Origin of the sequence: Bacillus sp. COPE52 (assembly GCF_003355115.1) — a bacterium.
Lineage (GTDB): Bacteria > Bacillota > Bacilli > Bacillales > Bacillaceae_G > Bacillus_A > Bacillus_A toyonensis.
Genome location: NZ_CP031292.1, coordinates 4,070,385 through 4,095,216, shown reverse-complemented (window position 1 = coordinate 4,095,216; position 24,832 = coordinate 4,070,385). Strand labels below are relative to the sequence as shown.

Annotated in this window: 25 protein-coding genes and 2 other annotated features; all 25 genes read right to left on the bottom strand. The window is 37.6% G+C overall.

Annotated elements, in window-relative coordinates:
• Window positions 1-150: 150 nt before the first annotated feature.
• The 25 genes from obgE to DPQ31_RS20425 all read right to left on the bottom strand — a co-directional run bounded on the left by obgE (window position 151) and on the right by DPQ31_RS20425 (window position 24,815).
• Window positions 151-1,437 (bottom strand): GTPase ObgE, encoded by a 1,287-nt coding sequence (gene obgE, locus DPQ31_RS20545; RefSeq protein ID WP_000497121.1) that lies wholly within the window; start codon window positions 1,435-1,437, stop codon window positions 151-153.
• Entirely contained in the window at window positions 1,437-1,985 is a 549-nt protein-coding gene (locus tag DPQ31_RS20540) for a sporulation initiation phosphotransferase B (protein ID WP_208730934.1), read from the bottom strand. The genes obgE and DPQ31_RS20540 overlap by 1 nt, the downstream gene beginning before the upstream one ends.
• 63 nt (window positions 1,986-2,048) lie before the next feature.
• Entirely contained in the window at window positions 2,049-2,339 is a 291-nt protein-coding gene (gene rpmA / locus DPQ31_RS20535; protein ID WP_000944957.1) for a 50S ribosomal protein L27, read from the bottom strand.
• Window positions 2,340-2,342: 3 nt separating this feature from the next.
• Window positions 2,343-2,687, bottom strand: coding sequence for a ribosomal-processing cysteine protease Prp (locus tag DPQ31_RS20530; RefSeq protein WP_001973720.1), 345 nt, complete (start codon window positions 2,685-2,687; stop codon window positions 2,343-2,345).
• A gap of 11 nt (window positions 2,688-2,698) precedes the next feature.
• Complete coding sequence (gene rplU, locus DPQ31_RS20525) at window positions 2,699-3,007, bottom strand: 50S ribosomal protein L21 (protein WP_000270907.1); 309 nt, start codon at window positions 3,005-3,007, stop codon at window positions 2,699-2,701.
• 14 nt (window positions 3,008-3,021) lie between these two features.
• Window positions 3,022-3,099: a sequence feature (ribosomal protein L21 leader region), on the bottom strand.
• 77 nt (window positions 3,100-3,176) lie between these two features.
• Complete coding sequence (locus DPQ31_RS20520; protein WP_097957293.1) at window positions 3,177-4,565, bottom strand: Rne/Rng family ribonuclease; 1,389 nt, start codon at window positions 4,563-4,565, stop codon at window positions 3,177-3,179.
• A 67-nt stretch (window positions 4,566-4,632) separates the two neighbouring features.
• Window positions 4,633-5,493, bottom strand: coding sequence for a stage IV sporulation intramembrane metalloprotease SpoIVFB (gene spoIVFB / locus DPQ31_RS20515; protein ID WP_000598976.1), 861 nt, complete (start codon window positions 5,491-5,493; stop codon window positions 4,633-4,635).
• Window positions 5,486-6,232 (bottom strand): stage IV sporulation protein SpoIVFA, encoded by a 747-nt coding sequence (gene spoIVFA / locus DPQ31_RS20510; protein WP_208730931.1) that lies wholly within the window; start codon window positions 6,230-6,232, stop codon window positions 5,486-5,488. Before spoIVFA ends, spoIVFB begins: the two co-directional genes overlap by 8 nt.
• 134 nt (window positions 6,233-6,366) lie before the next feature.
• Window positions 6,367-7,164, bottom strand: coding sequence for a septum site-determining protein MinD (minD, locus tag DPQ31_RS20505; RefSeq protein ID WP_000503310.1), 798 nt, complete (start codon window positions 7,162-7,164; stop codon window positions 6,367-6,369).
• 2 nt (window positions 7,165-7,166) lie between these two features.
• The gene (gene minC, locus DPQ31_RS20500) at window positions 7,167-7,853 is read right to left on the bottom strand and encodes a septum site-determining protein MinC (RefSeq protein ID WP_000391516.1); all 687 of its coding nucleotides are present in this window, start codon (window positions 7,851-7,853) and stop codon (window positions 7,167-7,169) included.
• Window positions 7,854-7,888: 35 nt separating this feature from the next.
• Entirely contained in the window at window positions 7,889-8,434 is a 546-nt protein-coding gene (gene mreD / locus DPQ31_RS20495) for a rod shape-determining protein MreD (RefSeq protein WP_000975759.1), read from the bottom strand.
• Window positions 8,435-8,448: 14 nt separating this feature from the next.
• On the bottom strand, window positions 8,449-9,303 hold the full coding sequence (mreC, locus tag DPQ31_RS20490) for a rod shape-determining protein MreC (protein WP_097952346.1): 855 nt from the start codon (window positions 9,301-9,303) through the stop codon (window positions 8,449-8,451).
• A 41-nt stretch (window positions 9,304-9,344) separates the two neighbouring features.
• A complete protein-coding gene (gene mreB, locus DPQ31_RS20485) occupies window positions 9,345-10,364 on the bottom strand; it encodes a cell shape-determining protein MreB (protein WP_000466737.1) in 1,020 nt (339 codons plus the stop codon).
• Window positions 10,365-10,522: 158 nt separating this feature from the next.
• Complete coding sequence (gene radC / locus DPQ31_RS20480; RefSeq protein WP_001013401.1) at window positions 10,523-11,200, bottom strand: DNA repair protein RadC; 678 nt, start codon at window positions 11,198-11,200, stop codon at window positions 10,523-10,525.
• A 47-nt stretch (window positions 11,201-11,247) separates the two neighbouring features.
• Entirely contained in the window at window positions 11,248-11,823 is a 576-nt protein-coding gene (locus DPQ31_RS20475; protein ID WP_097952344.1) for a Maf family protein, read from the bottom strand.
• Between the two features lie 220 nt (window positions 11,824-12,043).
• Window positions 12,044-13,006 carry a stage II sporulation protein B gene (locus tag DPQ31_RS20470; RefSeq protein WP_098911468.1) on the bottom strand — a complete coding sequence of 321 codons (963 nt, stop codon included), beginning with the start codon at window positions 13,004-13,006 and terminating at the stop codon, window positions 12,044-12,046.
• A 165-nt stretch (window positions 13,007-13,171) separates the two neighbouring features.
• Window positions 13,172-14,473 (bottom strand): bifunctional folylpolyglutamate synthase/dihydrofolate synthase, encoded by a 1,302-nt coding sequence (locus tag DPQ31_RS20465; RefSeq protein ID WP_000582087.1) that lies wholly within the window; start codon window positions 14,471-14,473, stop codon window positions 13,172-13,174.
• Window positions 14,474-14,565: 92 nt separating this feature from the next.
• Entirely contained in the window at window positions 14,566-17,211 is a 2,646-nt protein-coding gene (locus tag DPQ31_RS20460) for a valine--tRNA ligase (RefSeq protein ID WP_098911467.1), read from the bottom strand.
• Between the two features lie 38 nt (window positions 17,212-17,249).
• Window positions 17,250-17,481: a binding site (T-box leader), on the bottom strand.
• Between the two features lie 176 nt (window positions 17,482-17,657).
• Window positions 17,658-18,683 carry a spore coat protein YsxE gene (ysxE, locus tag DPQ31_RS20455; RefSeq protein WP_000350668.1) on the bottom strand — a complete coding sequence of 342 codons (1,026 nt, stop codon included), beginning with the start codon at window positions 18,681-18,683 and terminating at the stop codon, window positions 17,658-17,660.
• Between the two features lie 66 nt (window positions 18,684-18,749).
• Entirely contained in the window at window positions 18,750-19,754 is a 1,005-nt protein-coding gene (spoVID, locus tag DPQ31_RS20450; protein ID WP_106080608.1) for a stage VI sporulation protein D, read from the bottom strand.
• 79 nt (window positions 19,755-19,833) lie between these two features.
• Entirely contained in the window at window positions 19,834-21,123 is a 1,290-nt protein-coding gene (gene hemL / locus DPQ31_RS20445; RefSeq protein WP_208730930.1) for a glutamate-1-semialdehyde 2,1-aminomutase, read from the bottom strand.
• Window positions 21,123-22,112, bottom strand: coding sequence for a porphobilinogen synthase (gene hemB / locus DPQ31_RS20440; protein WP_001087055.1), 990 nt, complete (start codon window positions 22,110-22,112; stop codon window positions 21,123-21,125). Before hemB ends, hemL begins: the two co-directional genes overlap by 1 nt.
• A gap of 169 nt (window positions 22,113-22,281) precedes the next feature.
• Window positions 22,282-23,034 carry a uroporphyrinogen-III synthase gene (hemD, locus tag DPQ31_RS20435; RefSeq protein WP_208730929.1) on the bottom strand — a complete coding sequence of 251 codons (753 nt, stop codon included), beginning with the start codon at window positions 23,032-23,034 and terminating at the stop codon, window positions 22,282-22,284.
• Window positions 23,035-23,036: 2 nt separating this feature from the next.
• Window positions 23,037-23,966, bottom strand: coding sequence for a hydroxymethylbilane synthase (gene hemC, locus DPQ31_RS20430; protein ID WP_001226391.1), 930 nt, complete (start codon window positions 23,964-23,966; stop codon window positions 23,037-23,039).
• Between the two features lie 15 nt (window positions 23,967-23,981).
• Window positions 23,982-24,815 carry a cytochrome c biogenesis protein gene (locus DPQ31_RS20425; RefSeq protein ID WP_000009003.1) on the bottom strand — a complete coding sequence of 278 codons (834 nt, stop codon included), beginning with the start codon at window positions 24,813-24,815 and terminating at the stop codon, window positions 23,982-23,984.
• Window positions 24,816-24,832: the final 17 nt, after the last annotated feature.

Sequence of the window (24,832 nt, the reverse complement as noted above, 5' to 3'; positions counted from 1 at the left end):
TTAATTAGTGGGGATTTTTTCCTATCTTCGTAATTTTTAACTAGCAGCCTGATTCACACCTAACTTCTTTGCTTCAGCTGAATTTTGAGGCGGGAATCTTACTACTTGCAAATAGCAGAATAAAAAAAAGACCGCCATACTTTGGCAGTCTTAATCGATAAATTCAAATTCATATTCAAGAATTTTTACAATATCTCCGTCTTTTGCACCACGTGCACGAAGCGCTTCATCAATACCCATTCCGCGCATTTGGCGAGCGAAACGACGTATAGATTCATCACGTGAGAAGTCAGTCATTTTGAATGTCTTCTCGATATCATAACCAGAAATAACAAACGTGCCGTCACTTTCACGTGTAATTTCAAATTTAAGACTTTCAGCATCAAATTTATACATTACACTTGCTTCAGACTCTTCAACAACATCGTACATTGGGAATTCTGGTGTTGTTTCTAGTAAGTTCGCTACTTCAAATAGTAAATCACGAACACCTTGTTTCGTTACAGCTGAGATTGGGAAGATTTTTACTTCGTCTCCCACTTTCTCTTTAAATGCTTGTAAGTTTTCTTCTGCATCCGGCATATCCATTTTGTTTGCTACAACAACTTGTGGACGCTCTGTTAAACGCATATTATATTCTTTTAATTCATTATTAATTGTGACATAATCTTCATATGGCTCACGGCCTTCTAAACCAGACATATCAATAACATGTACAATTACACGTGTACGTTCGATATGACGTAAGAATTGGTGTCCAAGTCCGACGCCAGCATGTGCGCCTTCAATTAGTCCAGGAAGGTCAGCCATAACGAAGCTGCGGTTATCACCAGTTTCAACAACACCAAGATTAGGAACGATTGTTGTAAAGTGATACTCTGCAATTTTCGGACGCGCTGATGATACAACAGATAATAATGTAGATTTACCTACACTTGGGAATCCAACAAGTCCAACGTCTGCTAGCACTTTAAGTTCTAGAATGACATCACGTTCTTGACCTGGTTCTCCGTTCTCAGCGATTTCAGGTGCTGGATTCGTAGCTGTTGCGAAACGCGAGTTACCACGGCCACCTCGGCCACCTCTTGCGATTACAGCTGTTTGTTCATGCGTTACTAAATCGGCAAGAATTTGACCTGTTTTTTCATCTTTTACTATTGTTCCTGGTGGAACCTTTACGATTAAATCTTCAGATTTACGTCCGTGCTGACCTTTACTCATTCCGTGCTGACCACGATCAGCTTTGAAATGACGTTGGTAGCGGAAGTCCATTAATGTACGTAAGCCTTCCTCAACAACGAAAACAACATCTGCGCCTTTACCACCGTCGCCACCTGCTGGGCCACCTTTTGGAACATACTTCTCACGACGATACGCAACCATTCCGTTACCACCGTCGCCGCCTTTTACATATATCTTGACCTGATCTACAAACATTATTTCACCACACTTTTTTCGATTGGTTGTAATATAACTGAGACTTCTTCGTCTCGTACTGTATAAGAAATGGAATACCATTTATTGTTTTGGTTCGCAAGCCAATTCTGTAGTTCTTCTACACTCGTTAGCTTACCACGAAAATCAAAAAAGAAACGAGCATTCTCCGCGTCACATTCAATTGTGATACAAACATAATTTTCAACATATACGTCTAAACTATGCTGAAGCATTGAGAAGAATTGATTCGCCCATGTACATACAGTCTCATCTAAGTGAGATAAGTTACGTAATTCTCCTAATACTTCGTACTCCAATAAGCACGGCTGCTGTTTCCAATTATATGTTAAAATCCACTCTGAAAATAAAGGCATTGATAACCCCATCAGATTGGATTCTTGTCTCGCTTCTTGGACAAAACGATCGATGAGCCGATGAATCTCTTCCACTTTTCCAAGGGAAAGGTTTCCTTTAACCATCTGCATACGATTGAGCCAATCATGTCTTGAATGACGCAACGCATCTATAATTGTCCATTTTTCATTCATTTAGATACCCCTTAATATAGAAAAACTCTAACCTGCACTCAGGTTAGAGTTTTCCGTGAGTTCTTATGCTTCTTGAGCAACAGGATATACGCTCACTTGTTTGCGGTCACGGCCAAGACGCTCGAAGCGTACTACGCCGTCAACTTTCGCGTATAAAGTGTCATCGCCACCACGACCAACGTTAACACCTGGATAAATTTTTGTACCGCGTTGACGGTAAAGAATTGAACCACCTGAAACCGTTTGACCATCTGCGCGTTTAGCACCAAGACGTTTTGACTGAGAGTCACGACCGTTCTTTGTACTACCTACACCTTTCTTAGATGCGAAAAACTGAAGATCTAATCTTAACATACGTTACACCTCCTGCACTTTTTCTATTAAACGGATATACTTTCCGTAATCAAGTTCGATCGTCTTTAGCGAAACAACTAATCCTTCTAAAAGCGTTTGAGCTTTTTCTGCTGCATGAACGTCTAAATCATTAGGCAATTCATACGTTAAGAATCCACCATCACTTCCGAGTTCAATAGTTGCCTGCACATTACAAAGCTCTTCCACTGCATTTATAGAACCAAACACAACCGCTGTAGTTCCAGCACAGACAAGGTCTTGTCCATGTGGCGCATAATCGGCATGTCCAGTCATTTTAAATGATTGGATACTTCCTAATTTCGTGCGACTTATCGTAATTTTAATCATGTTAACCTGAATTAAGCGTTGATAGCTTCAACAACTAGCTTAGTGTAAGGTTGACGATGACCTTGTTTCTTACGATTGTTCTTTTTCGCTTTGTATTTGAAAACGATGATTTTCTTAGCGCGACCTTGTTTTTCAACTTTAGCAGTCACTGTTGCGCCTTCTACAACTGGGCTACCAACTTTAACGTTTTCGCCACCAACGAAAAGAACTTTGTCAAAAGTAACAGTTTCACCAGCTTCAACATCTAATTTTTCAATGTAGATTGCTTGACCAGCTTCAACTTTAATTTGTTTTCCACCTGTTTCGATAATTGCGTACATACTTGCACCTCCTCTTAATTACTAAGACTCGCCAAAAACGAGGTAGACATAAATGCCTTTAGGGAACCTGTCTTGTGCGGTTGTAGCATATAGCCGTTTAGGTGCTATAAACTATAACATAAAGATGTTATCATGAATCATAGACGGTTGTCAATAAATGTTCTGCTAACTATTTTTTCCGTTCTACAATTTCTTTTTTACTTCCAAATCTTATAATAGCGTACTTTTCGATAGTATCATCTTTGAAATAAATTTCAAATGGAATATTTTTTTGTAATTCTTTTTGTAAAAATTGTTTTTGCAGATCTTGAGGTGCAGCAATTAATACTGCTTCATCCTCTATATTGCCATATGTAATGAGTTCTCGCTCTAACTCATAAGCAATCGTTTCATACGACATTACATACCCCGTCGCCTTACACGGTACACAATCTTCTAGCAATACGTCACGTAAAGAATGTTTTTTACGTTTACGTGTCATCTCCAAAATCCCTAACTCAGTAAACCCAAGTACTCTTGTATAAGTGCGATCATTTTGCATAGCAGCTATGAGACGTTCTCTTACCTTTTCTTTATCTTCTCGTTTTTTCATATTAATAAAGTCGATTAATATCATTCCACCAATATCACGAAGTCTTAATTGGCGAGCGATTTCGTCAGCGGCCATTTCATTTGTACGAAGTACTGTATCTTGTAAATTTTGTTTTCCGGTAAACTTCCCCGTATTCACATCTATTACAGTCATCGTCTCCATTTGTTCCACAATCAAATAAGCACCGTTTTGGAGCCACACAATTTTTTGAAGTGCTTTTTCAATTTCTCGCTCTATTCCGAAATGATTAAACATCGAAGATTTTTCATTATAAAAAGATACTTTTTCTTTTCCGACCTTGTCTTCTAATTCTTTTACTACACTTCTTGTATCTACAACTATTTTTTCGATTGTTTCAATTGGATTCTCTTGAAATACACGATCTAAAAAAGTCGCTGGTCGATGAAGTAATAGCGGTGCCTTTCCTTGGCCCTCTTTTCTTTTTAACTCTTCATATAACTGCTGTAACCTTTGCATTTCAGTTTGTATTTCTTCAATTTCTCCTTTTTCAGAAGCGGAGCGGAAAATATACCCTCCTGTCCCTTCTACTTCAATTTCGAGTAACTGCTGTCTTCTTTTATTATTTTTTATTTTCCGAGAAACAGCGCGCATTTCATCATATGGCATATAAACGACATATTTCCCGGTAAATTCTATATTCGCTGTTAATTTCGGTCCTTTCGTATCAATTGCCTCTTTCACAACTTGTACGAGTACTGCTTGTCCTTCATGTATACGATAAGAAGACGGTACATCATCATATGAAAGGTACGCATGTTTTTCTAAACCGATGTTTACAAATGCTGCATTCATTCCAGCAATTGTTCTTACGATACGTCCAACGTAAATATGCCCAACAATCTCTTGTTCTTCATTACGTTTCCATAAAAATTCAACAATTTTGTTCTTCTCTTCAATTGCAACGCGCTTTTCCGATCCAGCATAGTTCATGTATAAGGTTTTCAAATTTCTTTCCTCACTTTATAATCTTCTTTGTTTTTACAATAATAAAAGGTTAGTGCTATCGTCAACACTAACCGATTAATTCTTCAACAGATGAAGTTGTTCGTTTTTCAGTAAAATACGCATAGAGTAATTCATTTTCATCCAATGTGTAATGCTCTTTATATTCTCCATGGACGATAATAGAATGCTTATATCCTCTACGAAATTTGGTGAAAATCGTATATAAACGATCTTCTGATTGCACCTCTATAGGTGCAATCTTTTCAATCCCTCTTTTATTTCCATAATAACGCTCTAATAAAAAGCGCATAAACGCATAACGTCTTTGCTTCCATTCTTGATATAACGATATTGCTAAAAATATGAGTAGTACCCACATCATAATATTGTTACTATTCCAAAGTAACTGCCATCCTAATATGACACTAAAAAAAACACATGACAATTGCATCATTTTTTCATGTGCTTGTAAATAAGGAAAACGATATGATAATACATTAAACAACACTTTCCCGCCATCAAGTGGCCAAATAGGGAGTAAATTAAAGGCTAAAATAATTATATTATTCCACATAAAAAAATAATATAATTCCGCATTCAGCCAGCCAATCTCAAACAATATATACCCTACTAGCATCATCCAAATATGTTGAATAGGTCCTGCAATTACGACAACAAGTTCCTCTTTCAATGATTTATTTCCATGTTCCTCAAGCTCAGCCACACCACCAAACGGTAACAGTTGAATTTTTTTAATACGCCAATTATAATGCGCTGCTGCAAAAGCGTGACCGAGTTCATGAATGAGTACGATACAAAACAACAATAGTAACTCTTTAAAACGCGCCGTAAAAATACCAATAACTATAATAACCCAAAACAACGGATGCACTGAAATTTTCGTTAAAACTTCCTTATATTTAATCAAATGAAATCACCTGAATCGGATCAACAAATTTTTCATTCTTTTTTATTGCGAAATAAAATTTCCCATTTTTATTATTTGCATCATTACTCACCGTTCCAATTTTTTGTTTCTTTGAAACGTAATCATATAACTTTACTGACATATCATTTAAATTTGCATACCACGACTCCGTGCCATCTGCATGTTGAATTTGAACTGTATTTCCAAGTTCCTCTTTCTTACCCGCAAAAACAACTAATCCTTCATTTACTGACTCAACTGTTGCATTTGTAGCCGTTTGGACAAATACACCTTGGCCATTTTTTTGAAATCCTTGCATTACCTTTCCTGAAGCAGGAATTGCATAGTCTTTTTGCTGAATAGTCCCTTCCTTTTTCTCGTTAGGCGAATAGAAGACGAGAGGTTTTCCAAACTGTTTTTCATACCATTTCGCTACAGTAGCAAACTGAAACTCCTCTTTCATCACTTTTTCTGTAACAACTTTAGCACCATCGAAAGAAGAAGGCGCATTCTTATATAAAATAGCAATTGAAAGAACTAAGATTGCTGATAATAAAACTTTGAAGAAAAAGACTTCCTTTCGAAACAAAGGATGAATTTCCTTTTCTCCCTCTTCAATAAATACCCCTTCACTATCAAAATTCCCCCCAGCAAAATACTGCTCTTCCTCCATTCTTTCTTGCTCTGCCTTCCTTTTCGCAATCCGCTTTTTAATTTCTTCTACACTTCTATTCTTCATACTGTCTCCCTTCTTTCGCTAACCTTATTTAAATAGAAACAGTTGTATACAGTTTGTACATATGTATGAGCTAGGAAAGAAAGATATTCGTATGAAGAAAAAAAGAAAGCACTTCGCATATGTGCGAAGTGCTTTTAACGGATGCCAAAGAAGTTTTTCATCTTTGTAAATACCGATACCTTTTCTTGTTCAAATGCTTGTAATGGTACATTCTCACCCAACAAGCGTCTTGCAATATTACGATAAGCTAACGCTGCTTTTCCACTAGGTTGCAACGCTACAGGTTCACCTGTATTTGTAGCACGAATAACTTCATCATCGTCTTCAACAACACCAAGAAGCTCGATTGATAATGTACGTACGATTTCATCAACATCTAACATATCCTGTTCATGAAGCATATGACTACGCACACGGTTAATAACAAGTTTCGGTGGTTCAATATCCTCTTTTTCTAAAAGCCCGATAATACGATCTGCATCACGCATTGAGGATACTTCTGGCGTCGTAACAACGATTGCTTTATCCGCACCAGCTACCGCATTTTTAAATCCCTGCTCAATCCCCGCAGGACAATCAATTAATATGTAATCATAATCTTGACGTAATACTTGTATTAATTCATCCATTTGTTCAGGTGTTACCGCTGATTTATCACTCGTTTGTGCTGCAGGTAATAAATAAAGATCATCAAAACGTTTATCTTTAATAAGAGCCTGAGGTAAACGACAACGCCCTTCAACGACATCAACAAGATCAAATACAATACGATTTTCCAGCCCCATTACTACGTCTAAATTTCGAAGACCAATATCTGTGTCAATTAAGCACACTTTCTTTCCAGATAAGGCTAGGGCTGTACCAATGTTCGCAGACGTTGTAGTTTTACCTACTCCGCCCTTTCCAGATGTAATTACTATTGCCTCTCCCACAGCTATACAATTCCCCTTTCTAACTTTGTTAAATTAGGTCTAAGATGAGTGAGAAGTTGCAGGCGATCGACAACAATGTGATTGTCCTCATTAATATACGCACATTCTGCCGTCTCCGCTCCGTCTTCTTTCTCTTCCGGAGCCCGCATTGCCACATCACTAATTCGAAGTTGCATCGGGTTCATAACAGATGCAGCGATTACAGCCTCTGAATCCCCATAATACCCAGCATGTGCAATCCCTCTTAATGATCCTACGACAAAAATATTCCCCCCAGCGATAACCGTTCCGCCTGGATTAACATCTCCAATTAACAATAAATTTCCTTTTACATGTAAAACCTGTCCAGAGCGAACAATTTTGGAAATAGGGACAATCTCTGTTTCTTCTTTCCATGCTATTGCTTCCGATTTAGTTATAACATCACTTTCAATTGAATCCACAACAAGATTCTTTTTATTACGAATTAACGTACGAAGCTCTTCTTGGTGGACTTCTGTTAAATAACGATTTCCCACTTTCACATGCACTTCAATTAAAGAACGCCCATCGCCATCATAGTAATGTGTAGATAGTTTTTCGTCCAATTCTTTCAGTAATTCAGAGAATGAACAGCAGTCATCTAAATGAAGCGTTATCCCGTCTTTTGTCCCTTTTATCGTTACATTTTGTTGCTTTTTTTCTTCCACTAAAGTTCACCCCACCGATTCAATTCGACATAAAATTAGAAAATCCTTTTTTCTTTTTCTTCCATCGCTCTTGAAAGACGCACTAAATATCGTCTCAGTGGGAAACAAACTATCAATATGAAAATTCCATTCAGCAATAAAGTAGAAAGGAGACGATCCGTGAAAAAGACATACGCCGACATATGAGTACGTCCTAACAAAGTTAAAAATCCATACACATAATATTCTAATGCTGCAATGCTAGCTAATACGATAGACACAACAATGAATAAATTCAATTGTAGTACCTTCATCACACTATAAACTAAATAAGCTAAAATCGGATAAGCAAATATATATATACCGACAAGTTCTGTGTATACGGTATCAAATAAGAAACCGAATAATAGCCCGTAATAAATCCCTTGGACCGGACCATAGTACACAGTAACAAAACATAACACAATGATAAAGAAATGCGGCGCTGCTATACTGTCTTTCCAAAAAACTTCTGTTGGAACAATAGTAGCAAACATATTTTCAAACAGAAAAACAAAAAGGAGCAAAAGAGGAAGAGCTGCTCTTTTTAAAATCTTCATCATCTCTTCTCCTCCTCCTATTCTAATGGCGCTGATTTCATACCACGTTTAGCTACTATAATATGCTCTACGTCATTTAAATCAGCGGCAGGTTTTACATAAGCTGTTTTTGTTAAGCCGTATGCATCTGGTTGAACATCAACGATTTCCCCAATCTCAAGACCTTTCGGGAAAATCTCCCCACCAAGTCCAGACGTTACAACCATTTGACCTTTAGCTACTGGTGCATCAGAACCAATCTTTGTGAAAAGTAACAATTTTTTTTCTTTGTCATAACCTTCGATTAATCCGAAGATATTTTCATTTCCATGTACAACAGCTGAAACACGATTTGTTCGACTCATAGAACTTAACAACTCTACTGATGATGTAAACTGAGATACACTTTTCACGCGTCCAACTAAACCTTTTGAAGTCATAACAGCCATATCCTTTTTAATCCCTTGTTGTGCTCCTTTATCAATTCCAATTAAATCGTACCATTTATCTGGATTGCGAGAAACAACAGTAGCTGGAATTTCAGAAAAATCGCTCGGCAACTCTTTTTTTTCAGTTAGCTGTCTTAATTTATTGTTGTCGTCCTCTAATTGCTTCATTTTAACTGATAAACTCGCATAGTTATCTATTTTTGCTTTTAATTCTTTATTCTCTTCATACGTGCGCTTTACATCCTCTACATTTTCAAAGAATCCAGCTACATATTTCGCTGGCTTTTGGAATACACGTTCTACAACACCGACAGTGTCTTTAACAAACTGCTCTGGCCATGTTAAACTGTTCCGTTCTTTCAATGAGATTCCAATCAATGCCACGAGAAGAATAATACTAACTAACAAAACAATTAATCTTTTGTTTAAGAAAAACTGTGGCACGTTCACACCCTCTTAATTCCATTGATTTTTATTTTGCAATATTATCGAGCAGCCGTTTTGAAAAGATCGATATTATCTAATGCTTTTCCTGTTCCAATTGCTACGCAATCTAATGGATCTTCTGCAACAAGAACTGGCATATTTGTTTCTTCACTAATCACTTTATCTAAGTTACGTAGTAATGCACCACCGCCTGTTAATACAATACCGCGGTCCATAATATCTGCCGCTAATTCAGGTGGAGTTTTTTCCAACGTATTTTTAACTGATTCTACAATTGCATCTACTGTATCTTTTAATGCATCCGCAATTTCTTCTGGTTGAATTAGTACTGTTTTTGGTAAACCACTTACTAAATCACGACCACGAATTTCCATAGGCTCGATACCTTCTGGCTCGCCTGCAGAACCGATTTCTAACTTTAATGCCTCTGCTGTTCTTTCACCAATCATTAAGTTATAGCTTTTCTTAATGTACTGAATGATTGAATCATCCATATCATCACCAGCAACACGAACTGATTGACTTGTTACAATACCACCTAATGAGATGATTGCAACTTCTGTTGTACCACCACCGATATCAACAACCATACTACCAGTTGGTTCCCAAACAGGTAAGTTCGCACCAATTGCTGCTGCAAATGGTTCTTCGATTGGATATGCATCACGAGCACCCGCTTGACGAGTCGCATCAATTACTGCACGTCTTTCAACAGCTGTAATACCAGACGGTACACATACCATTACATACGGTTTACGTGAGAAGAAGCCGTTTGATTTTTGAGCTTGTTGAATGTAATATTTCATCATTGTTGCTGTTGTTTCGTAATCAGCAATTACACCGTCTTTCATCGGACGAAGTGCTACTACGTTTCCTGGTGTACGACCAATCATTTGTTTTGCATCGCTACCTACAGCAACGATTTGTTTCGTATCAGTTTGTAATGCTACTACTGAAGGTTCACGTAAAACTACACCTTTTCCTTTTACATATACAAGCGTGTTCGCAGTTCCTAAATCTATTCCAAGATCGCGAGTAAAGCCACCAAATCCAAACATATTTTTTATCTTCCTTTCTTGTTTTCACGGACTCATTTTTTTCTTATTTTATATTATAAAAACAGTACGTTTTTTATATCTATATCCTTTTTGCAGATAATTTTCTACAAAAAACTCATAAATCACATTATAAAACAAAATAAGTAAAAAGCATAGTCTTAAATATGACCTTTTTCCTTTAAACTCACGAATTTATGGTCACCTATTATAATATGATCAAGCACTTCAATTCCGATAATCTGGCCGCATTCTACTAAACGTTTTGTTACTTCAATATCTTCTCGGCTCGGCGTAGGATCTCCTGAGGGATGGTTATGAAGACATATGATAGAGGCTGCTGCACGGCGGAACGCTTCTTTAAAGACTTCTCTTGGGTGTACAATTGACGTGTTTAGACTTCCAATGAATATCGTTTGCCTATGTATAACTTGATTTTTTGTATTTAAATATAAACAAACAAAATGCTCTTGTTGTAGAAAGCGCAGTTCTTCCATCATGTATTTCGCACAATCTTCTGGGCTTCGAATGCTATATCGATTTTGATACTCTAAACGTACCATTCTTCTACCTAGTTCAAAAGCAGCCATAAGCTGAGATGCCTTTGCAATCCCAACACCATGAATACTAATTAATTCTTCTAACGTTGCATCTTTCAACATACGTAAACCATCAAAGTGATGTAAAATTTTATCTGACAACTTTAAAACTGTCTCTTCTTTAGAACCTGTTCTGAGTAACACTGCAAGAAGCTCCCGATTTGATAAACTCCCTGTTCCTTCTAATAATAAACGCTCCCGTGGCTGTTCTTCTCTGACAACATCACGAATACCGTTCATCTCTCCACCCCTTTTACCTGTTCTCTCAAAGAAAACCCCATGCAATTTTACGCATGGGTTACATCAATATCAAATTGTTTTAATTCCCGGACAAGACGTGCAATTGGTAAGCCGACTACACTGTAGTAATCTCCTTGAATATGTTGAACAAAAATAGACCCTTTTCCTTGAATACCATAACTTCCTGCTTTATCAAGAGGTTCTTTCGATGCAACATATACGTCAATTTCCTCTTCTGTTAATTCCCAAAACGTAACTTCTGTACGCTCATAAAAAGTGACCGTTTTTTCTTTCGATATAATTGCCACACCTGTATATACTTCGTGTGTTTTTCCTGATAATAATTGTAACATTTCTTTCGCCTCAACCCCATTAGAAGGCTTTCCAAGAATACGCGACTCATATGTAACGATTGTGTCTGCACCTAACACAATGTGATCACTATTATTTTCTGCTACCGCAGATGCTTTTTGCAAGGCAAGGGACATAACAATATCAGGAGGTGATGAATACGCACCAATCGTTTCTTCTACTTCACTTACAACGATTTCAAATGGTACGCTAGCTAACTCCAGCAATTCCTTCCTCCGAGGTGATCCTGAAGCTAAAATAATTTTTCTCATATTTTCTCCTTCCTTTCTCACATGAAGCAGAACAATTTACATCAATCGTATCAAAAGAATAGTTTATCCACAAATGAAAGAAATATTATTTTCTCTAAACAAAATAATATTTCTTTACTGCATACGATTATATTCCAGCCATAGAGAAAGCACTTTGCTCTAAATTTAAAAGAAAAGAAAGAAGTATAGACACTTCTTTCTTCATCATTTCATTATCTTATCATTTCACTTTTTGTGAAACAATTTTTTCATACGAAAGTATACCATCAATAACAACTTGATTTAATTTCGCCAAAGATTCTTTATCGCTCTTTCCGTCCTTCACTGTTTGCACAGCTATTGACGTATACATATACAGCTTTTTTACCTCCTCCTGCTTCATACTTTTCCCTACTTTTTCAATTGATTTCCATTCTTTCTCAATTACTTCTATATCTTTTGCATTACTTTTCCCACCAGCTTGTACGCTAGAAGCATATTTTGCTAAATGAGTATATAATGGCTGTACTTTTGTTAAGAACGCTCCTATTTCTTTATCATCTTTAAGCAACGCTTTATCCGTAATATCCCAGTTCTTTTTTAAAACGGAGACACCATCATTTTTATACTGCGTCATTAATTGATTTATAGCCTGTTCATCGCTAGCAATACCAACAATTAGTGCATACTTATCACCGCTCGGTTTCAAAGCAGCAACCCCTCCGTTACCTTTCCATTCTTCAAGAGCGGCCTGTCCCGTTTCTTTGGAAGAATAAAGCCCACCTTGAACAAAAAATAATTTCATTGGCTCTAATGACATTCCTGTCTGTTTTTTTTGTTTTTCCTCTTTTGATACTGGTGTTTGTTCTGCCGTTCCATCCACCTTTGATTCTTCATTTCCAGTCTGCTTCGAAGCCGTTACCGTACTTTCCCCTGTTGTCCCTTGTCCTGTAAGTAACTGCAGCATTCCCATTCCAAACGCCGTACCAATTATAATTGCAGTTGCAACAATTACAATTAATGTATTACTCCACTTCTTTCTGTATTTTTCCATGGGCGCTGATTTCTTTTTTTGAAACGGAACAACGTTTTTCGGTCTTTCACTTTCCACTACCATCCATTCAAACTCATCTTTCTTCTTCTCTTCATACTTCGCTTCTGTTCCATTTACTTTCACTGAGATCGTTCGTGATTGCTTGTCCATACACTCACACCTCACCTCTTGTCGTTGTCCGCATCATATCATATTCATTTCACAAAAAAACGAGATATTTGTCAGAGGAATTCGCCAAATAACCCTATATAATTATCTTATATGTATGCATTTGACTTCATTTGTAGAACAAAAAAACTAGATAGCAAAGGCTATCTAGTTTTTCTCGCGAATATATTTTCTAACTTCAGAAATGAAATATAGAGAACCCGTTATGATAAAGACATCATTTCCCCCTATCATTTCAACCTTTGTATCAATTGCCTCTTTCCAATCTTCAAAGACTATTTTTGATTTTTTTTGCGAATGCGCTGCAAGTTTGTCAGCGGAAATGGCACGATCAAAGGCGAATGTTGTAAAAATAATTTCATCGGCAATTGTTTCTAATTGACCTACCATGTTATGCAACTGTTTATCACCAAGCGCAGTAAATAAAACTATTATATTTTTATCTTTATAATGTGCCTCTACTGTTTTCACAAGACTCTCAATACCTTCTGGATTATGAGCACCATCTATTATAATATCAGGATTACTTTTCAGCTTTTCAAATCGGCCAATCCAATACGCTTCATGTAATCCAGCTCTTATTTCCTCTTCCTCAATTAAAAATGATACATATGTTTTTAAATACATAATTGCCATAAGTGCTAGTGAGGCATTTCCTACTTGGTGAACACCTTTCATTGACATTCGAACATCTTCAAAAGATGCGAAAGGACAAGCAAAATCAAAACGTTCCCCATCTTCGTTAGACTGTTTATGTAACGCTGTAAAATGTTTGCCCAGTTCATATAAGTTTGCATGATTTTCCTTTGCAACCTTTTGAATGACCTGCAATGCTTCATCATCTTGCACGCCTGTAATAACCGGAACACCCGACTTAATAATTCCTGCCTTCTCATACGCAATTTCTCCTAGTGTATCCCCTAAAATATGCATATGATCGTGGCCGATATTTGTAATAATTGTGAGAATAGGATGAATAACATTCGTAGAGTCAAAGCGCCCTCCAAGCCCTGTTTCAAATAAAACAACATCACAGAAATTGATTTTACCGAAATAACAAATTGCCATAACAGTAATAATCTCAAACTCAGTCGCTTCCCCTAAATCCGTCTCGTCTAGTTTTTCAACGACTGGCTTTACCATGTTTACAAGTTCCGCAATCTCTTCATCTGCAATTGGTGTTCCGTTCACACTAATACGCTCATTAAATGTTTCAATGTAAGGAGAGGTAAATGTTCCAACCTTATATTTTGCGCCTTCTAGCATGTAGCGCATATACGTTAAAGTTGAACCTTTTCCATTTGTACCAGCAAGATGAACACATTTTATATGACGCTCTGGATTTCCGAGTTCTTCTAGCATCCAGCTCATTCTTTCTAATCCTGGTTTAATACCAAACTTCAATCGACTATGAATCCACCCTATCGCTTCTTCGTATGTATGTATCACGTATGTTTTCCCCTTTCAAAAGACAACCTTCATCATTCTATTATACGCAAAGAAAAGAGACTCACCAATATAGTGAGTCTCTAAAATACACTTTATTTCTCAAGATCTGCTAGACGTTGGCGAACTGCTTCGCGTTTTTCTAGGTAATCTTGCTCTTTCGCACGCTCTCCGTCAATAACTGCCGCAGGAGCTTTCGCTACGAAGCCTTGGTTTGAAAGTTTCTTCTGTACACGTTCTACCTCTTTATCGAACTTCTCAAGTTCTTTTTCAAGACGTGCTCTCTCTTCGTCAAGGTTGATAAGATCAGCTAACGGTAAGAATAACTCTGCACCTGATACGATTGCAGTCATCGCTTTTTCTGGCGCTTGTAAATTCGTTTGAATTGTTAATTCACTTGGGTTACAGAAACGCTCAATGTAAGAGCTGTTTTTCGTAAGTTGAGCAAGGATAGCCTCATCTTTTGCTTTAATTTGCATTTGAACTTTTTTGCTCATTGGCGTATTTACTTCTGCACGGATGTTACGAACAGAGCGAATGATATCAACTAGAAGGTGCATTTCTGCTGCCGCTTCTTTATCTTGTAAATCTTCGCGAACTGTTGGCCAAGCCGCTACTGTAATAGACTCGCCTTCATGCGGTAAATGTTGCCAAATCTTCTCTGTTACGAACGGCATGAATGGGTGTAATAGACGCATCGTTTGGTCTAATACGTAAGCTAAAATAGAACGAGTTGTTTTCTTAGCTACTTCATCTTCACCGTATAGTGGAAGTTTCGCCATCTCAATGTACCAGTCACAGAAATCATCCCAAATGAAGTTGTATAATGAACGACCAGCTTCACCGAACTCATATTTATCCATGTTACGTGTTACACTTTCGATCGTTTCGTTTAAGCGAGTTAAAATCCACTTATCTGCAACTGATTTTTCACCAGTTAAATCGATTTCTTCATACTTCATATCATCCATGTTCATTAATACGAAACGTGATGCGTTCCAAATTTTATTAATGAAGTTCCAAGTAGATTCTACTTTTTCCATGCTGAAACGTAAATCTTGGCCTGGTGCACTTCCTGTTGATAAGAAGTAACGCATTGCATCTGCACCGTACTTCTCGATAACATCCATCGGATCGATACCGTTACCAAGAGATTTACTCATTTTACGTCCCTGTTCATCACGAACTAAACCGTGAATTAATACATCTTTAAATGGACGCTCTCCTGTAAACTCTAAACCTTGGAAAATCATACGAGATACCCAGAAGAAGATGATGTCATAACCAGTTACTAAAGCATCTGTTGAATAGAACTTTTTAAAGTCTACTGCCTCTTCATTTGGCCAACCAAGTGTTGAGAACGGCCATAACGCTGAGCTAAACCATGTATCAAGTACGTCGTTATCTTGATTCCAGTTTTCAATATCCGTTGGCGCTTCAGTACCTACGTATACTTCACCAGTTTCTTTATGATACCAAGCTGGAATGCGATGTCCCCACCATAATTGACGAGAAATACACCAGTCATGAATGTTTTCCATCCAGCGTAAGTATGTGTTTTCAAAACGCTCTGGTACGAACGTTACTTTTTCTTCTTCTTTTTGTTGAAGTGCTACTGCTTTTTCTGCAAGTGGAGCCATTTTTACGAACCATTGTGTTGATAAATAAGGCTCAACAACTGCACCGCTACGCTCACTATGACCTACTGAATGCATATGAGGCTCAATTTCTACTAATACGTCCGCTTCTTGTAAGTCTTTCACTAACGCTTTACGGCATTCGAAACGGTCCATACCGTTATACTTACCAGCTTTTTCGTTCATCGTTCCATCTTCGTTCATTACTAAGATGCGTGGTAAGTCATGACGGTTACCTACTTCAAAGTCATTCGGGTCATGAGCTGGTGTAATTTTTACAACGCCTGTTCCAAAGTCTTTTTCTACGTACTCATCGGCAATAATCGGAATCTCACGGCCTACGATTGGAAGGGTAACTGTTTTTCCGATTAAATGTTTGTAACGATCGTCTTCTGGATGAACTGCTACAGCTGTATCACCAAGCATCGTTTCTGGACGAGTGGTTGCAAGACGAATGTGACCAGAACCATCTGTTAACGGATAGTTCATATGGTAGAATGCACCTTGAACCTCTTTATGAATTACTTCGATATCAGAAAGAGCTGTACGTGTTGCTGGGTCCCAGTTGATAATATATTCACCGCGGTAAATTAAGCCTTTTTCGTATAATTGAACGAATACTTTATTAACTGCATCAGATAAACCTTCGTCTAATGTGAAACGTTCACGAGAATAGTCTAGTCCTAAACCAACTTTCCCCCATTGTTGACGAATGTGAGAAGCGTACTCTTCTTTCCACTCCCAAGCTTTTTCAAGGAATTTCTCACGGCCAAGATCGTAACGTGAAATACCTTCTTCACGAAGTTTTCCTTCTACTTTCGCTTGTGTTGCGATACCCGCATGGTCCATTCCTGGAAGCCATAATACATCGTATCCTTGCATACGCTTCGTACGAGTTAAAATATCTTGAAGAGTTGTATCCCAAGCATGACCTAAGTGTAACTTACCAGTTACGTTCGGAGGTGGAATTACAATTGTATACGGTTGTTTCTTCTCGTCTCCTGTTGCTTCGAAATATTTGCCTTCAAGCCACCATTGATAAAGGCCTTCTTCAACGGACATATGATCATATTTAGTTGGTAAATTCTTTTCCGTGTTTGACATTATTTTCCCTCCTTAAAATAAAAAATGCCCCTCATCCAAAAAAGGACGAGGGACATCGCGGTACCACCTTTATTTACAAACAAATTCAGAATTTGCTTATACTCTTAATTTGATAACGGACAAATCCGTCTTTTCCTAATGAGAACTATTCCGTTCAGAAAAGATGCTCCAGGGCTACCTTCTAACATAACTATCTAGAGAATCTCCCAGCTAATGATTCTCCTCTCTGAAGACGTTTCATGTTATACTCTTCCCCTTCAAGGCATTTATATGATTGTTAATTATTATATACAATAGTGTAAAAAACGAAACCTTATTCGTCAAGATAAATTTAAGACTATCACTTTCCGGGCGAATATAAAAAAGATAAGTAGCATCCTCCACTTATCTTTTTTACCCCTCTATTTACGGGCGGTAATACCCCCGCCACTGATTAAAGTTTCACTTTATCCGTTCCCTTGCTGGGCAGCTTGTAATTGTGACAGGAAATATTCTACATTGCTAACGAGCCAATGTGATTGTTGCAAGCTCTTTACTCCGCGAATCTCATTTTCCTTATTGCGACTCTGCCTTCTTTTTTTATAAGACTCAATTTGCCGAATAAATTGCGATGGATAGGTCATGTAAGCATACATAAGCAGTTGCTCTTCTTTCGTAAACGGGAAGTTTTTTTGGTACATTTGATACCATTCAAAACGATCACTTCGCGCAATTGGATATGTGTTTAAAGACCGCGAATAAAACCCTACAATATCTTGCACAGGCGTTGCAAACTTCGATTTTTCTAAACTAATAAAATAGCCATTCCGTTCATAGTCAAATAAAAAATGATTAAGTGACACGTTACCATGCACAAAAGTAATGCGTGTTTTATCTTTTTCTTTCATCGCATCGTTCCACTCATTTAATTGCTTCGTTGCAAATTCACGCGCCCTCATTACATGATGGTAGTACGTACAATATTGTAATTCAAACGGAGACATATACCACTTCGCTTCAGATTCTACAAGAAACTCTTCTAACATCTCACCATCATTTTCCCAACGATCGGATATACTTGTGTAATGTTTTTCTAAATCTTCTTCTGTATATGTTTCTTCTTTCACCGTTTTTTGGTGCAACGTTCCAAGTGTTTGAAACATTTTATGGTATTGATCATTATCCTCGCCGTTTCCTTCCGCACGTTCTAACCAAGGCATTAAATAATAATTATAAGTCCCGTCACTTAAAATATAATTCCCATCCGTCGCATGGTATATAGGTACATAATTTGAAAAACCTTTCTCCTTCAAATATTGAATATGATGTAGAAAGTTATTCCGCTCTAACTTTCTATCTTCTATTTTCTTTAGCGCATATGGACCTTGATTCGTGTAAATTTTCGTTACACTTCCGTGCTCTTCCATATGCTGCGTATCCAATCTATATTGCCTTACAATGGGTTCATAGCGATTTCGTAATTCAATATCCATACGAATGACCCTCTCTATTCAAAACATAGCCTCTAGGACAATAGGGGAGTGAAAGCACTCACCCCCTTATTTCACCTTTGCTTTTGAAACGGGAATATAAATAATTTGTCCCGTAGTTAAATATATATCTTCTGTTTGATTAACACGGTATAAATTTTGTACAGACGTGTCATAACGTTCTGCAACAGATTCGATTGTATCCCCTTCTTGCACGAAATACATTCTTAACTTCGTAAATTCTTCTTCCGGTTCTTTCGTAAATAATTGTGTTAAATAAAGCGCATTTTCATCTCGCTGTGAGTATGCCTCTTCTTGCTCTTCCTGCTTTTTCGCCTTTTCTTTTTGATAATCTTTTCGTCCAAACAATTCAAATTGCAGCGTCGTTTCTTGCCCCTCTTCACGCTCCGCAAATTCATGTTCTGCCAATTCCTCTTCCGCTTCTTCTTGCTCTTTTCTTTCTTCTAGCTGGAACGGTTCAAATGCGTAATCTTCCCATTCATCCGATTCTTTATAGGTTGGTTCCGCTACATGCGGCGCGGGTCTATTTTCATCCTCTTCAGCTGAATCATCTTCTAACTCAGCATACGCCGTTTCTTCCTCTTCATCCTCGATTCTTTCCTCATCACATAAACCTGTAATAGATATATCCGCTAATAATTGTAAGCAACCATTTTCCTTCAATTCATAATCAAATTCTTCAATTGATACATATAATTCTTCAATTACTTTCACTCGATTTCTTGGAATTGATATTTCAAGTGGAAAGGAATGAACAAGTTCATTCACCCCATCTTCCCTTGTTTCTACATAATCAATTGACTTTGCTGGCGATAGTTCTCTTAATGAATAGGCCGAATCATCTTGCCTTGCAACATACTCCCCCGTTAAATCTAACTGCCCTCTCACGATAACTTCATGATCAAGCTCTTCTATCTCAACGTCTGGATCTAACGAAATTGACAAAAGTTCTTCGACTTCCTGTCCTTTTTGGAACCAAACAGATTCTTTTAATGAAAATCGTAACGAATGATCTGTTGTCACTTCTTTTCCCCCTCCCAAACTATATGTCATTACAGATTTATGTATGTAAAGCCCACTTTATGAATAAAAAAAATCGCTCCCCTTATGGAGAGCGATTTTCTCTAATATATTATGCTTGTAACTTTGACATTGCAATTTCAGCCGCTGCAATCGTCGCTTCAATATCTGCATCACTATGTGCTGTCGATAAGAACAAACCTTCAAATTGAGATGGTGGCAAGAATACACCTTGTTCTACCATTTCACGATAGTAAGCCGCGAAGAATTCTAAGTTTGAAGATTTCGCTGTATCGTAATTAATAACCGGCTCATCTGTAAAGAAAATACCAATCATAGAGCCTGCACGGTTAATATGATGAGGAATACCATGTTTTTCAGCCGCTTTACGTAGTCCCGCTTCTAACATTTCTGCTTTACGCTCAAACTCTACATATGATTCTGGCGTTAATTGTACTAACGTTTCATAACCTGCTGCCATTGCAAGTGGGTTACCTGATAAAGTACCAGCTTGATAAATCGGTCCGCTCGGCGCAACTTGACACATAATTTCTGCTTTACCACCGTACGCCCCTACTGGTAAGCCACCACCGATTACTTTACCTAAACAAGTTAAATCAGGTGTTACACCGTAGTAACCTTGTCCACAGTTATAAGCAACACGGAATCCTGTCATTACTTCATCAAAAATAAGCAGTGCACCGTTTTGTTCTGTTACTTCACGAAGCCCTTCTAAAAATCCTGGTTGCGGAGGAACAACCCCCATATTCCCTGCTACTGGTTCTACAATTACACAAGCAATATCATCACCGAATTGTTCAAAAGCGTACTTCACACTTTCTAAATCATTATAAGCTACTGTAATCGTATTTTTCGCTACACCTTCTGGTACGCCAGGGCTATCTGGTAAACCTAGAGTCGCCACACCAGAACCAGCTTTAATTAATAACGAATCACCATGACCGTGGTAACAACCAATAAATTTTAAAATTTTGTTACGGCCTGTATAACCACGAGCTAAACGTAGTGCACTCATTGTCGCTTCTGTTCCAGAGTTAACCATGCGGACAATTTCAATCGATGGTACACGCTCAATAACAAGTTTCGCTAATTTATTTTCGATTTCAGTCGGCGCACCGAAGCTTGTACCTCTTTCAGCAACAGATTTTAACGCTTCAACAACACGATCATTTGCATGACCATGAATTAAAGGACCCCATGATAATACGTAATCGATGTATTCATTTCCATCAATATCATATACTTTAGAGCCTTTTCCACGCTCTATAAACAATGGATTCATACCAACAGATTTAAAGGCACGAACAGGGCTATTTACGCCACCAGGCATTAAGTCTTGTGCCTCTTCAAACGCCGCAATCGATTTATCAAACTTTTTCATTATTTAGCGCCTCCTTCTTGTAACCATTTTGCTGCATCTTTCGCATGATACGTAATAATTAAGTCTGCTCCTGCACGTTTCATGCTAATTAATTTTTCAAGCACAACTTCTTTTTCATTAATCCAACCATTTTGCGCTGCCGCTTTAATCATTGAATATTCACCACTTACGTTGTAAGCAACGATTGGTAAATTAAAGTTATTTTTCACATCACGAATGATATCTAAGTAAGAAAGAGCTGGCTTTACAATTAAGAAATCAGCACCTTCCATTACATCTGATTCTGCTTCACGGAATGCCTCCATACGGTTCGCTGGGTCCATTTGATATGTTTTACGGTCACCAAATTGCGGCGCGCCGTGTGCAGCATCACGGAACGGTCCATAAAATGCTGATGAATATTTCACAGCGTACGACATAACTGGTACGTGTCCAAAACCATTCTCATCTAACGCATGGCGAATTGCTGTTACGAATCCGTCCATCATGTTTGATGGCGCAATAATGTCCGCTCCTGCTTTCGCTTGGCTTACAGCTGTTTTCGCAAGTACTGCAAGAGACTCGTCATTTAAAATAATACCATCTTCAATTACACCGCAATGACCATGGCTTGTGAATTGACATAAACATGTATCTGCAACTACTACTAACTCAGGGAACTCACCTTTAATTTGCTTAATGGCACGCTGTACAATTCCATGATCACAATATGCTGATGATCCAACTTCATCCTTTTCAGCAGGTAAACCAAATACAATAACAGAACGAATACCTAAATCAACAACCTCTTGCATTTCAGCTTGCAATAAATCTAAAGAGATTTGATATACGCCCGGCATAGAAGGAACTTCATTACGAACATTCTCTCCTTCTAATACAAAAATAGGGTAAATAAAATCTTCCGTATGTAAAAACGTTTCACGCACAAGCGCACGCATGCCCCCGCTTTGTCTTAAGCGACGATGACGATTAAATTGTAAAGAGTTCATAAATTTCTATCCCCATTCTTTTATTTTGTCCCGCGTTAACGGGCAGTAAGACTCCCATCTCAAAATTCGGCTAGAGCAAAGAAGTTAGATGGGAAATCAACTGCCCATAAACGCCCAATTGGTGAGGGCTAATAATTAGTGGGGAATGAACCTCCCACTAATTAAAGTTTCACTTTATAGATTCACAAATGCATTGTAGTAATGCTTCTACAGTGTACTCTTTCGGCACAATAACATGCGGAAAATAAAGGTTCGCTTCTTTTTCCGTAATAGGCCCTATACAAGCAATTGTACATTTTTTTGTCCATTCTCTCCAGTTTGTGCCCTCCAGTAAACGAACAAAACTATCAACAGTTGAAGGACTCGTAAATGTAATAACATTTACTTTCCTTACTTTCAATGCTGTTATAAGTTCTTGTTTTTTCTCTACATTTACTTTCGTACCGTATACGATTAGCTCATCTAGAGAAACACCAATCCCCCGAAGTTTAACTGGAATTACATCTCTCGCTAAATTCCCTTTCGGAAATAAAATACGCTCGTTTCCACTTAATTCTTTTTGAAACTCTTCGGCAAACACTTCTGCAACAAATGAGGTTGGAACAAAATGAACTTGATAGCCCCTTTTTTCTAACTCTAATTTTGTTTTCACGCCTACCGCAGCGATTTTAATAGTTAATGGTAGTTTCTTTTCTAAACCATCTAGAAAAAAAGTTACACCATTTTTACTCGTAAAAATAACCCAGTCATACGAATGTAGCTGCCTTGCTGTATGGTGAATTCGCCTATGAGATGTGCCTTCCATACGCAAAAGCGGAATTTCCAATGGAATTCCGCTCCGTTCTTTCACTGCTACACTCATTTGTTTCGCTTGATGCTGGGCACGTGTAATCAATACTGTTTTGCCAGCAAGAGCATTCATATTTATTGTTGTCCCTTATTTGCAGCAAGAATGAGTTCTTTTGCGCCTTGTTTAATTAAACGGTCCGCAGCCTCTAGCCCTACTTCCTTTGGTTCAACGCCTACCACTGTCTCTTTTAATAAAACAGAGCCGTCCATAGAACCGACAAGAGCTGTTAATTCGATTGCATCATCCTTTGTAAGAGTTGCATATCCAGCGATCGGAACTTGACATCCACCTTCAAGTTTATGAAGAAATACTCGCTCCGCTGCCACTGTTCTCTCTGTTACAGCATCATTCATATGCGATAACAACTGTAATAAATCGTTATCGTCCTCACGACATTCAATCGCTAATGCACCTTGTCCTACAGCTGGTACACATAACGTTTCATCTAAATGTTCTGTAATCACTTCATCATCCCAGCCCATTCTTTGTAATCCAGCTGTCGCTAAAATAATTGCATCATAATCTTCTTCTTTTAATTTACGTAAACGTGTATCGATATTTCCGCGAATCCATTTCACTTGTAAATCTGGTCTCGCAGCTAATAACTGTGCACTACGTCTTAAACTACTCGTTCCTAAAATCGCACCTTCTGCTAAATCTTTAAATGATTCTCCGCTTTTAGAAATAAAAGCATCACGAGGGTCAACACGCTTTGGTGTACAGCCAATCATTAATCCTTCTGGAAGTACGGCTGGCATATCTTTCATACTATGTACAGCCATATCGATTTCTTTCATAAGTAACGCATGTTCAATTTCTTTAACGAACAAACCTTTTCCGCCTACTTTTGAAAGAGTAACATCTAAAATCACATCACCTTTAGTGACAATTTCTTTCACTTCAAATTCATATGGTAAACCAAGTGCTTTTAACTGATCAATAAACCAGTTTGTTTGCGTCAATGCTAGCTTACTCTTTCGTGAACCTACAATAATTTTGCGCATAATTCTCTCTCCTCATTATAAATACCAAAAGTGGAAATTAGATAAACTACTTAATAGAAAAATGTTAACTAGCATTACGAGAAAGGCCCCTACATTCCACAGTACAATTTTCTTCCCTTGCAACACATCTGCCGCTCGTAAATACAAGCCCGTACAATATACAAATAGAACGACAAACGAACCGATTACTTTCGTATCATACCAATGAAAATTGTCCAATTTTGTATATCCCCATATGCATCCTAATAAAATTGCTAGTAAGAAAAATGGAACAGAAAATAAATTTAACCCGTAAGACGTAGATTCAAGCTTCGGCAAATTCCCTAACCTTCTTAATCTCGCATTCCACTTTTTCTTTTTTAATAGGCGATATTGCAGTAAATACATAATAGAAAAAATAAACGATACCGTAAACGTTGCATAAGAAATAATCGCCATTCCAACATGCACGTATACAAGTTCTGAAACTAATTGCTCTGCAAGTACTGGCGACATCTTTCCGAGCGGTGTAAAAATAGAAAAGGCGCTTACGCCAAATGCTACAACATTTGTAAAGAAGACTAAAAAGTCAACGCGCATAAATCGATTTATGACTAACGACATCGTAATCAATAACCAAACATAAAAATAAATCCCTGATAATAAAGTTAAAATGGGATTCGTTTCTGAATCTGTCGCCCTAAGCAACATAAAAATAGACTGCAATACCCATACAATCGAAAGTAACCAAAAAGCAAATCGGTTCGCCTTTCGGTTACTTTGGAAATAATCTATAAAATATAAACTAATGCTACAAGCATATAAAATAATTGCAATATGATAAATAATACTGTTATTTAAAAAACTCATCCGATCATCCTTCCAAA

Coding starts and splice junctions, on each gene's coding strand:
- obgE (WP_000497121.1), bottom strand. CDS start 1,437: ATGTTTGTAGATCAGGTCAAGATATATGTAAAAGGCGGCGACGGTGGT.
- DPQ31_RS20540 (WP_208730934.1), bottom strand. CDS start 1,985: ATGAATGAAAAATGGACAATTATAGATGCGTTGCGTCATTCAAGACAT.
- rpmA (WP_000944957.1), bottom strand. CDS start 2,339: ATGTTAAGATTAGATCTTCAGTTTTTCGCATCTAAGAAAGGTGTAGGT.
- DPQ31_RS20530 (WP_001973720.1), bottom strand. CDS start 2,687: ATGATTAAAATTACGATAAGTCGCACGAAATTAGGAAGTATCCAATCA.
- rplU (WP_000270907.1), bottom strand. CDS start 3,007: ATGTACGCAATTATCGAAACAGGTGGAAAACAAATTAAAGTTGAAGCT.
- spoIVFA (WP_208730931.1), bottom strand. CDS start 6,232: ATGAAGAATAGAAGTGTAGAAGAAATTAAAAAGCGGATTGCGAAAAGG.
- mreD (WP_000975759.1), bottom strand. CDS start 8,434: ATGATGAAGATTTTAAAAAGAGCAGCTCTTCCTCTTTTGCTCCTTTTT.
- mreB (WP_000466737.1), bottom strand. CDS start 10,364: ATGTTTGGATTTGGTGGCTTTACTCGCGATCTTGGAATAGATTTAGGA.
- radC (WP_001013401.1), bottom strand. CDS start 11,200: ATGAACGGTATTCGTGATGTTGTCAGAGAAGAACAGCCACGGGAGCGT.
- DPQ31_RS20475 (WP_097952344.1), bottom strand. CDS start 11,823: ATGAGAAAAATTATTTTAGCTTCAGGATCACCTCGGAGGAAGGAATTG.
- DPQ31_RS20470 (WP_098911468.1), bottom strand. CDS start 13,006: ATGGACAAGCAATCACGAACGATCTCAGTGAAAGTAAATGGAACAGAA.
- DPQ31_RS20460 (WP_098911467.1), bottom strand. CDS start 17,211: ATGTCAAACACGGAAAAGAATTTACCAACTAAATATGATCATATGTCC.
- ysxE (WP_000350668.1), bottom strand. CDS start 18,683: ATGGATATTGAATTACGAAATCGCTATGAACCCATTGTAAGGCAATAT.
- spoVID (WP_106080608.1), bottom strand. CDS start 19,754: ATGACATATAGTTTGGGAGGGGGAAAAGAAGTGACAACAGATCATTCG.
- hemL (WP_208730930.1), bottom strand. CDS start 21,123: ATGAAAAAGTTTGATAAATCGATTGCGGCGTTTGAAGAGGCACAAGAC.
- hemB (WP_001087055.1), bottom strand. CDS start 22,112: ATGAACTCTTTACAATTTAATCGTCATCGTCGCTTAAGACAAAGCGGG.
- hemD (WP_208730929.1), bottom strand. CDS start 23,034: ATGAATGCTCTTGCTGGCAAAACAGTATTGATTACACGTGCCCAGCAT.
- hemC (WP_001226391.1), bottom strand. CDS start 23,966: ATGCGCAAAATTATTGTAGGTTCACGAAAGAGTAAGCTAGCATTGACG.
- DPQ31_RS20425 (WP_000009003.1), bottom strand. CDS start 24,815: ATGAGTTTTTTAAATAACAGTATTATTTATCATATTGCAATTATTTTA.